The following is an 8,755-nucleotide window of genomic DNA, read 5'->3' as shown; positions in this document are numbered from 1 at the left end:
TGCATGCTGGGCGGCCTGCTCGGCGTCATCGGCATGAACACGGGCCCCAGCCTGGTCGGCGTCTCCAAGGCGTCGGGCGCGACCAGTCGCGTGATCGCCTTCGCCGCCGCGGGCTTTCTTATCCTCTTTGCCTTCAGCCCCAAGATCGGCGCGCTCTTTGTCCTGCTGCCACCGGCCGTGCTGGGTGCGGCGCTTCTCTTTACCGCGTCGTTCATGATCGCCGGCGGCATCCAGATCATTCAGTCACGCAACATCGACACGCGTATGACCTTCGTCATCGGCGTCCCCATGCTTCTGGGATTGGCGCGCGAGGTCTTTCACGACTACTTCAGGCAAATGCCGAAGGTGCTGCAGCCGTTCACCAGCACGATGCTGTCGATGGCCGTTATCTCGGCGCTGGTGCTGCACCTCGTCTTCCGTTTGGGCAGTCGGCGCAAGGCGGATCTGGCGTTCGAGGCGGCGACCACGCCCCAGGACGACCTTGCCGGCCTGATCCGTGACCGCGGCGCTGCGTGGGGCATGGACGATGACCTGGTCAAACGCGCGACGACCAGCACGAACCAGGTGCTTGAGCATCTGCAGCTCGCCCACCTGGTGGCCGGCGAACTACGCGCGGAGATCAGCTACGACGACTATCGTTTCATCGTCACCATCACCTACAAGGGCACGCTGCTGTCACTGCCCAATGTCGGCATCAAACGACGCTCGTTCCTGGAGGAGGAGTCGTTTTCCTACGGCTTGGCGGAGTTTCTGACCGGCGTTTACCCCGACCGCATGGAATCGACCGCCCACGGTAACGACGTGACGATCCGACTGTTTTTTTCAGCCTGACGCCAACGATATCAACCGGTTCCCTCGCGTCCTACGGAACTTCGGTGTCGATGAACAAGGGCTGCTCGTTCATATAGGCGATGTTCTCCGCCTCGTGACAGGTCATGCAGGCAGTGCGCGCCAGATCGAAACCTTCCCAAGCGATTTTGGGGTCTCTGCTCTCAAAGTCTTCCTTAACGTCTGCCCAGGTGCTGTCCAAGAAGAAGGCTTCCGAATTGGCCTGCCGGTCCGGCCGCTTCAGATTACCGTTGACGAGTGTCGTTCTGATCTTGCTCCAGTGATAGAGGGCGAGGTCGTAGTTTTCCAAGGTCAAGGCATCGTAGATGACCTGATAGCGGTCGCCGATCTCCCACATCGATCGGTCGTAACCCCGCAGATACTGTTCCAGGAGCGCGAAGCGCGCATCGTCGTCCGGCGCCAGGCGTAACCAGTCCTTCGGCGTCAGGGCGTCGGCACTTTCGTCGTCAGCCATTGCCGTCACGGCACTGCCAGCCAGAGCGACAGCGCACAGTACGATTGTCAGAAGTCGTTTCATGCGAACCTCCATCGAGGTCTGTATGCGCGCCGCCACCGTCACGCGCCGGCGCAACCGATCAGAGGGTGCCTTGCACGATCAGTCACATGCTCGCGAACGCCATCCGTCTTGGACGGAGACGGTTCTCGCCGAGATATGCAGATTGCCCCTCTGCCCTGGAACGCTATCACGGCGGGTCTGGCGAGCGAACAGGATTCCAAGTGAACTCGCGGTACGGCGAATGCCGCCATGCGTGCTTGGCGGATGATGGCATCGCCCGGACAATCGCGCTTGATCGGTGCGACCGCCTGCGCCAACACTGGCCCATCGCCGCAGCCTATCCGCCGCATATGGAGAGTGATCATGCACAAGAGCCGATTGGGTGGCCTGATCATCGACTGCCGGACCGATGACCTTCACGCGGCCGCCGATTTCTGGGGCAAGGCGCTTGGCCTGTCGGCGCAGCCGTTCGACCCCGACGATCCCAACTACGTACAGTTCGACAGCGGCCCGGGCGGTCTTGATGTCGAGGTGCAGAAGGTCGACCACGTCTCGCGTGTCCATCTTGATATCGAAACCGACGATATCGAGGCAGAGGTCGCGCGGTTGAAAAGCCTGGGCGCGGAGTTTGTGGTGGCGTTTCCGCGATGGACCGTCATGGAAGCACCGACCGGCCAGCGCTTCTGCGTCGTCAACGTGCAGACCGCCGATTTTGCGGAGGAGGCGAACGTTTGGTCATGAGCGCCAAAGCATCACTCACCGATGGGTCGGTGTCGCGGTGTCGGCCTTGCGTGTTCCAAACGTAAACAGCAGCTCAGTCTAGGGGCATTCACCACCACCGGGGCCCGGCGCCAGGCCGGGCTCGGTATGCAAAAGCGCGCCGGTGATCAGATCGAAGCTCATGATCTGGCCGTCGACCGTGGTCAGGATGATGACCTCGTTGCCGTCCAGGTCGCGGCCGAAGCCTTTCACGCGGTCGATCACCTGATAGTGGGAGATGGTGCAACTGACGGCGCCGGGCCTGTCGCCGGCGATGTCCTTGGTCGAATAGCGCGCGATCTCGTCGCTGCCGTAGAACATGGCAAGCGCCACCGTCTCGTGATTGGGCGCGGACCCACGCGGCCAAGGTCCCAATGCGACGACCGAGACATCATAGCCGCCTTCGCCGTCGGCGACCTGGCAGTCCAGGAAAAGCTGCTGGGAGAAGAAGTCGAAACTGGCGACCAGGATATCCGGCTCGTCAAGCGAACCGATGCGGTAGATGTCCGTACGCCCGCCGTTGCCATAAGCCTCGCTGGGGACCGAGCGGGCATAACACGTGCCCCAGGTATCGGTAATGACATGGCCGTAGTTCGCGGCCTCGCGGTCGGCCTGGGCAGGTGCCGATACTGCCAGGACGGTGGGCGTCAATATGGCGAACGCGGCGGCGGCGATACGTGACGGCATGGCCTTGCGATCTCCCCGAGTGACCTTCATACGGCAGCGGATCGCCTCGACCTACGCCAACGCCCCGCCTGCCCGGCAAAGGCTAGCGCATTATCTCATCGGTTGGCAGCACCAGCCCGCTCCGCCTCCCGGCCACCCATGGCAGCATCCTAGGGGTGGCCTGGAGGGGGAGCGGGCTGGTATCGACTCCGTCATGCCAAGAGATTCCCTAGCGCATCAGGGGCAGGCACCGTAACCGAAACCGGGTGGATTGCCCTCCTGGCTATCCACAAGCTCGCCGGTGACCGCGTCGAATGACAGCGTGCGCCCGTCCAGGGTGGTGAGCTGAAAGACCGTGCGCTCGTCGCCATCGCGGACGTAGCCGTAGATCGGGCCCAGGACCTGGTAATGCGAGACCGAGCAGTCGACGGCATCGGGATTGTCGCCGGCGATGTCCAGTGTCGAATAGCGCGCGACCTCCTTGCCGCCATAGAACAACGCCAACGCGACCGTTTCGTCGTTCGGCGCATGGCCGCGCGCCCATGGGCCCAGGCCAACCATCGCGACGTCCGGAACGCCGTCGTCGCCCATGACGTTGCACGACAGATAAAAGCTCAGGCTGAAAAAATCATAGGTCGCGACCTTGCGGTCGGGCTGATCCATGTCGCCGACCACAAAAACCTCGGTGGTGCCCTCGCTGCCGTAGCCGCTGGCCGGGACCGAACGGACGTAACAGCGTCCCCACGGACTGGCGACAACGTGGGTATAGTTGGCGGCTTCCTCATCGGCGATGGCGTCCGGCGCCGCCCATGCCGAGACCACCATGGCCAACGCGCCCGCCAGTAACGCCGTCATTTTCGTCATGGTCTTTCCCCTTGGACAAGTTGGCTGCAATGCCACACGCTCGCCATGCGGCCGGCGCGTGACATCGGATCGACACAATGCACGCGGAGAACGGGTCGGCTATCGTGGCCAGAGAAGCTGGCCAGGAAAAAAGGTCTTTCGATGACAGAATGGGATTGAGCGGCCCATGTCCAAGCGCTGCCTTGTGGTTCTTCTTCTCACCTTGCTGACGCCGGTGCCGTTGCTGTCCGCCGTGGCCGACAGCGCCATGATGCTGACCAACCGCTTTGCGGTAAAGGGCGACGGCGAGGTCAACACCTATGTCTTCGACGACGGTGAGACCATTGTCGTTGTCGATAGCCAGCGGCTGGAGTCGCTTGCCGAGGCTGTCGCGGAGCTGGTCGGCGACCGCGCCGACCGTGTCGCCGGCGTCTTGATCACCCATCCCCATCCCGATCATGTCTCCGGCATCAACGTCTTGCGCCAGGCATTCGGCGCGCCGATCATCGGTTCCCGGGCGACCGCCGACGAACTCGCCAACGACACCATGGGTTACCTTGCCCTGACGCGCGAGCTCTATCCCGATGACAGTTCGTCGGAGCCTCTGACGATCGACCAGTTCGTCGCCGACGGCGACACGCTGACGTTGGGCGATTTCACGTTCGAGATCTACGAGCTCGGTCACGGCGAATCCGTCACCATGACGCTCTATTACGAGGCTTCGCGGCGCATGCTGATCGCCGGCGACCTCTTTGCGGTCGGGCGTACGCCGTTCTTGCTCGACGGGCACGTGCTCGACTGGATCAATCAGCTCGACTGGCTGGCCGAAACCTTCGATGCCGATGTCATGGTCTATCCCGGCCACGGCGAACCTGGCGCGCTCGGCGATCTTGTTCCGGCACAGCGGACCTATCTCGAGGATTTCGTTTCGCTGGTCGCCGCCGCCAACACCGACCGTGTGTTGAGCTACAAGGAACGTCAGACCATCGTCGACACCATGAACGAACGCTACCCCGATCATCCGCCGGTCGCCGCCATCCCCGATCTCCTGGAACAGAACATGGAAGCGGTGGATGCGGAGCTGAAGGCGCGCGGCAACCAATAGGCCACGCGTGAAGAGGGGGCGACACGGTCATGACGTATGACGAGTTCAACGCGTTCTGCGCCTCCTTGCCGGCGACCAGCCATGTCGTCCAATGGGGCGGCTCCGACGTCTGGAAGGTCGGCGAGAAGGTCTTCGCCATCGGCGGCTGGGACGACGGCGACGGAGCGCGTTTCACCTTCAAGGTCTCCAAGATCGCGTATGAAATGCTGAAGCAGCAGCCGGGCTTGAGGCCCGCCCCCTATCTTGCCTCGCGCGGCATGAGCTGGATCCAGCACTACGCCGAACCCGGCCTCACCGACGACGAGCTCAAGGACTATCTCACCGAATCCCACCGCCTGGCGTCCTTGAACCTGACCAAGAAAAGGCAACGCGAACTCGGCTTGAATCAGGGCTAGACCCAGGATTCTGCTTCTAAATCAGCGCTTAAGCCGCCGTTAACCACACCCGCGAAAATGTGACGGTCATAACCCCGCCGCGGCCGATACGGTGTTATGGTGACCACATTCAATGAAGGGCGCCCGTGATGTCGTGGCGCTGCAACGCGAGCGCGTGCGGCGCAAGACCTGACGGAGGTCACATGAGAACCCTTTTTGGCGCCGCCCTGATCGGCGCGCTTTTGGTTCCACTGCCCTGGTCGACCGCGGCCGGTGATGAGTTCGCGACCGAGTGCATTGAGCTGCACGGCCATACCCGAAACGTCAGCCTGCAGAACACCTGCGATCGTGACATCAACGCCTATGCCTGTTGTTACGGCGAAGGGTCGCTGGGCAGTTGCCAAAGCGACACCTTCGAACTGGTCTCGATCGAGGCCGACGCGATCGTCAATCTGTCGTCATGCGACAACCAGATCGGCTATGCCGCCTGCAACGCGCCCTTTGAACTCAACAGCTCGCGTTGGGACGCCGGCTACAACACGATCATGCTCGGCCAATGCGTGACGACGCCGTAATACCGCGGTGAGGGTCAGAACAGCACTTGAGCGGGTGTGGCGATATGCCGCCGTTGTTGCTTCTGTCGTCGCGGTTTCAGCCTGCGCGGAAGAACCACTCACACTGAAGGGTACGCCGGTCGAAGCGGTCTACGGTTGTGATGCGACGACCGGTGCGCCACTCGATGCGTCGGGAGCTCCTGACCAACAGATGATTGACTCGATTGCCATATGTCGAGACGAAGCCGATCAGAAGGCCGATGACAAGTTCGTATCGGAACTCTTGCGCGGAAACTCTGACGCCGGCGGATCAGGCGGCGGTTCCGTCATCGACGAACTCCTGAGCATTGGTGAGCGCGAACGCATCCTTTATCTGAACTGCTTGCGCGAGAACGCGGTGCCTGAGAGCTGCCCAATGGCGCACTAGGCTCGAACCGTGTCCGAGTTACATGACAATTCGATTGCGGTATTGCGACGTCAGGACATGTGGACGGCGCCCAACGCCTCTTACGTTTTTGGCGGATTGATGCGGGTTTCAGATGTGTCTGTCATATATCGTTGTCTAAGCTAGGCGCCGCATTTCGCGTAGGCTGATGTCAAATCAGTGACGGCTGTTACCGGCGCTTGCGACGGTCGGGCGTAGGCTTGCTGTCATGGTGGAGGCGGGCATGCGATATCTGGCCTTGTTATGTGTTGTGACCGTGCTGCTGGCGGCGCCGGCACAGGCCACGCTCCAGGACGGCACCACTGCCTACGAACGTGGCGACTACGCGGGCGCCATGGCGGCCTGGATGCCGCTCGCCGAACAAGGCCTGACCCAGGCGCAATACAACGTCGGCGCGCTCTATTTCGATGGCCTAGGTGTACCGCGCGATGTGGAAAGCGCAGCACAGTGGTTCGCGCGCGCGGCCGAAGGCGGCCACTTCATGTCGCAGTACAACATCGGTGTCATGTACTACACCGGCGTGGGTGTCGCCCAGGACCATGGCGAAGCCGCGAAGTGGATTGGCCGTGCCGCCCAACAGGGTTTCCACGTCGCCCAGTTCGACCTTGGCACTATGTACGTCAAAGGCGAGGGCGTGCCACTCGACTATGCGGCCGCCGTCACCTGGTTCTCGGAAGCAGCGTGGCAAGGCAACGTCAAGGCGCAGTTCAATTTGGGCAACATGCACTACATGGGACGCGGCGTGGCGCAGGACGACACGATCGCCGCGACGTGGTTCCGCCGCGCCGCCGAACAGGGTCATGCCGGCGCGCAGCACCGCCTGGCGGTCATGTACTATGACGGCGCCGGTATGGAGCGGAATCTCGCGCGCGCCTTCCTGTGGTTCGGCCTTGCCGCCGCCCAGGGTGACACGGTCGCCGCCCACAACCGCGATATCGTGCTGACCGAAATGTCGTCCGACCAACTGGCCGAAGCCCAGCAACTCGCAAACGAGTGGATGGCGGCCGACCCCTTCCATCCGGCAGGTACGGCGCACTGATCAGCGTGGAAATAGAACGGCGCCGGTTCTGACCCGCCGGCCTGTTAGAGGGCGGCGGTCGGCGGCCGAGGTCAGGCCGAGCTGTCCCAGCAGTTTCTCCGATGCTTCCGGCAGGAATGGCCAGCAGGCGCGTGCGATGACATCAAGGGCGGCGGCGAGATCGTGCAGGCACGTGTCGAGGTCGCGCTGAAGCGAGCCGGCCGCAGCGCCGTCCTCCGATGCTGCGATCTGCTTGGCCAGCGACCACGGTTCGCTCGCCGCGACATGGCGATTGGCCTCGCCGATCACGTCCCAGATCGCGGCCAGTGCCTCGTTGAGCGCGAAGCGATCGACATGGCCCGCCACAATGTCAGGCAGCGCCTCTGTTGCCCGGCTGAGCGCCGTCGGATCGGCCCCGTCGTCGCGTGCGGGTACGACGCCGCCGGCGTAGCGTTCGATCAGACTCAAGACGCGGTTGGCGAGGTTACCGAACTGGCCGGCAAGCTCGGTGTCATAGGCTTGCGCCAGGCGCTCGTTGCTGAAGTCGCCGTCCTCAGCGGTGCGGATGTGGCGCAGCAGGTAATAGCGCAGCGCGTCCGCGCCATGGGCGGCAATGACGGGAAGCGGATCGACCGCGTTGCCCGTCGACTTGCCGATCTTGTCGCCTTCGACCGTGACATAGCCGTGGACCAGGATGCGGTCGGGCAGCGGCAGGCCAGCCGACAGCAGCATGGCGGGCCAATAGATCGCATGGAACCGGGTGATACCCTTGCCGACCACATGGCTGCGCCGTTCCGCACCCGTCCAATAGCGTTGATAGAGGCCGCCTTCGATATCGTAGTCGAGCGCGGTGACGTAGTTGCCGAGGGCATCGAACCAGACATAGATGACCTGGTCGGGATCGTCCGGCACCGGCAGACCCCAGCCATGGGCCCGCGCGCTCGACCGCGAGATCGAGAAATCCTCAAGCCCGTCTTCCAACCAGCGCAGCACCTCGTTGCGGCGGCCGGCCGGTTCGATCGCGAGTTCGCCTCTGGTGATCAGATCAAGCAACGTATTGCGATAGCGCGAAAGCCGGAAGAAGTAGTTCTCCTCTGCGACTTCCTCCGGCTCGGTGCCGTGTTCCGGACATCGGCCGTCGACGAGGTCATCGGGCCGGTAGAACTGCTCGCAGCCGACGCAGTAAAGCCCCTGGTACGACTTCTTATAGATATCGCCGCGCGCATCGGCGGCGCGCCACAGTTTCTCGACACCCAGGCGATGGCGCGCATCGGCGCTGGTGCGGATGAAACCGTCGGCGCGCGTGTTGAGCGCGTTGCCCAGGCGCACGAAGAGCTGCGCGTTGTCGGCGACAAGCTGGCGTGTCGGCACCCCGGCCTTCTGGGCAGCGACAACGTTCTTCAGGCTGTTCTCGTCGCTACCGGTCTGGAAGCGAACGTCGTAACCGGCGGCCTGGTGAAAGCGCGCCAGGCAGTCGGCCTGCACCAGCTCCAGCGCGAAACCGATATGCGGTGCCGCGTTGACATAGGGGATCGCCGTCGTGATGTACCAGGACGGTCGTTGTCGCGTGTCTGTAACGTAATTCATGGTGGTCTCCGCTGCGCCATCCCGCGAGGCGGAGTCCACATACAAAAAACGCCTCACGA

At 62.9% G+C, this 8,755-nt stretch carries 11 protein-coding genes; 7 read left to right on the top strand and 4 right to left on the bottom strand.

The window, feature by feature from the left end:
• A partial coding sequence (locus AAF563_10580) for a solute carrier family 23 protein (GenBank protein ID MEM7121713.1) occupies window positions 1–831 on the top strand: 831 nt, incomplete at its 5' end.
• A gap of 31 nt (window positions 832–862) precedes the next feature.
• Here the strand turns inward: AAF563_10580 and AAF563_10575 are convergent.
• The gene (locus AAF563_10575; protein MEM7121712.1) at window positions 863–1,366 is read right to left on the bottom strand and encodes a hypothetical protein; all 504 of its coding nucleotides are present in this window, start codon (window positions 1,364–1,366) and stop codon (window positions 863–865) included.
• Between the two features lie 342 nt (window positions 1,367–1,708).
• On the opposite strand from AAF563_10575, the gene AAF563_10570 reads away from it, so the two are divergent.
• Window positions 1,709–2,086 carry a VOC family protein gene (locus AAF563_10570; protein ID MEM7121711.1) on the top strand — a complete coding sequence of 126 codons (378 nt, stop codon included), beginning with the start codon at window positions 1,709–1,711 and terminating at the stop codon, window positions 2,084–2,086.
• A gap of 78 nt (window positions 2,087–2,164) precedes the next feature.
• On the opposite strand, the gene AAF563_10565 is transcribed toward AAF563_10570, so the two are convergent.
• Window positions 2,165–2,791, bottom strand: a complete 627-nt coding sequence (locus AAF563_10565; GenBank protein ID MEM7121710.1) for a hypothetical protein — start codon at window positions 2,789–2,791, stop codon at window positions 2,165–2,167.
• Between the two features lie 216 nt (window positions 2,792–3,007).
• A complete protein-coding gene (locus AAF563_10560; protein MEM7121709.1) occupies window positions 3,008–3,634 on the bottom strand; it encodes a hypothetical protein in 627 nt (208 codons plus the stop codon).
• Between the two features lie 166 nt (window positions 3,635–3,800).
• On the opposite strand from AAF563_10560, the gene AAF563_10555 reads away from it, so the two are divergent.
• The 5 genes from AAF563_10555 to AAF563_10535 all read left to right on the top strand — a co-directional run bounded on the left by AAF563_10555 (window position 3,801) and on the right by AAF563_10535 (window position 7,130).
• On the top strand, window positions 3,801–4,718 hold the full coding sequence (locus AAF563_10555; GenBank protein ID MEM7121708.1) for an MBL fold metallo-hydrolase: 918 nt from the start codon (window positions 3,801–3,803) through the stop codon (window positions 4,716–4,718).
• A gap of 29 nt (window positions 4,719–4,747) precedes the next feature.
• Window positions 4,748–5,113, top strand: coding sequence for an MmcQ/YjbR family DNA-binding protein (locus tag AAF563_10550; protein ID MEM7121707.1), 366 nt, complete (start codon window positions 4,748–4,750; stop codon window positions 5,111–5,113).
• Between the two features lie 182 nt (window positions 5,114–5,295).
• A complete protein-coding gene (locus tag AAF563_10545; protein MEM7121706.1) occupies window positions 5,296–5,667 on the top strand; it encodes a hypothetical protein in 372 nt (123 codons plus the stop codon).
• 190 nt (window positions 5,668–5,857) lie between these two features.
• A complete protein-coding gene (locus AAF563_10540) occupies window positions 5,858–6,073 on the top strand; it encodes a hypothetical protein (GenBank protein MEM7121705.1) in 216 nt (71 codons plus the stop codon).
• 241 nt (window positions 6,074–6,314) lie between these two features.
• The gene (locus AAF563_10535) at window positions 6,315–7,130 is read left to right on the top strand and encodes a tetratricopeptide repeat protein (GenBank protein MEM7121704.1); all 816 of its coding nucleotides are present in this window, start codon (window positions 6,315–6,317) and stop codon (window positions 7,128–7,130) included.
• On the opposite strand, the gene metG is transcribed toward AAF563_10535, so the two are convergent.
• The gene (metG, locus tag AAF563_10530) at window positions 7,131–8,696 is read right to left on the bottom strand and encodes a methionine--tRNA ligase (protein MEM7121703.1); all 1,566 of its coding nucleotides are present in this window, start codon (window positions 8,694–8,696) and stop codon (window positions 7,131–7,133) included.
• Window positions 8,697–8,755 lie beyond the last annotated feature (59 nt).

The organism is Pseudomonadota bacterium, from assembly GCA_039028155.1.
In the GTDB taxonomy this organism is placed as follows: Bacteria; Pseudomonadota; Alphaproteobacteria; order SP197; family SP197; genus JANQGO01.
Note: the sequence above shows the minus strand (reverse complement) of the source record. Positions and strands in the feature narration are given on the sequence as shown.

Bases quoted from the DNA above. Each gene is read 5' to 3' on its own strand.
- AAF563_10570 (MEM7121711.1), top strand. From the start codon at position 1,709: ATGCACAAGAGCCGATTGGGTGGCCTGATCATCGACTGCCGGACCGAT.
- AAF563_10535 (MEM7121704.1), top strand. From the start codon at position 6,315: ATGCGATATCTGGCCTTGTTATGTGTTGTGACCGTGCTGCTGGCGGCG.
- AAF563_10560 (MEM7121709.1), bottom strand. From the start codon at position 3,634: ATGACGAAAATGACGGCGTTACTGGCGGGCGCGTTGGCCATGGTGGTC.
- AAF563_10555 (MEM7121708.1), top strand. From the start codon at position 3,801: ATGTCCAAGCGCTGCCTTGTGGTTCTTCTTCTCACCTTGCTGACGCCG.
- AAF563_10550 (MEM7121707.1), top strand. From the start codon at position 4,748: ATGACGTATGACGAGTTCAACGCGTTCTGCGCCTCCTTGCCGGCGACC.
- AAF563_10540 (MEM7121705.1), top strand. From the start codon at position 5,858: ATGATTGACTCGATTGCCATATGTCGAGACGAAGCCGATCAGAAGGCC.
- AAF563_10565 (MEM7121710.1), bottom strand. From the start codon at position 2,791: ATGCCGTCACGTATCGCCGCCGCCGCGTTCGCCATATTGACGCCCACC.
- AAF563_10575 (MEM7121712.1), bottom strand. From the start codon at position 1,366: ATGAAACGACTTCTGACAATCGTACTGTGCGCTGTCGCTCTGGCTGGC.
- metG (MEM7121703.1), bottom strand. From the start codon at position 8,696: ATGAATTACGTTACAGACACGCGACAACGACCGTCCTGGTACATCACG.
- AAF563_10545 (MEM7121706.1), top strand. From the start codon at position 5,296: ATGAGAACCCTTTTTGGCGCCGCCCTGATCGGCGCGCTTTTGGTTCCA.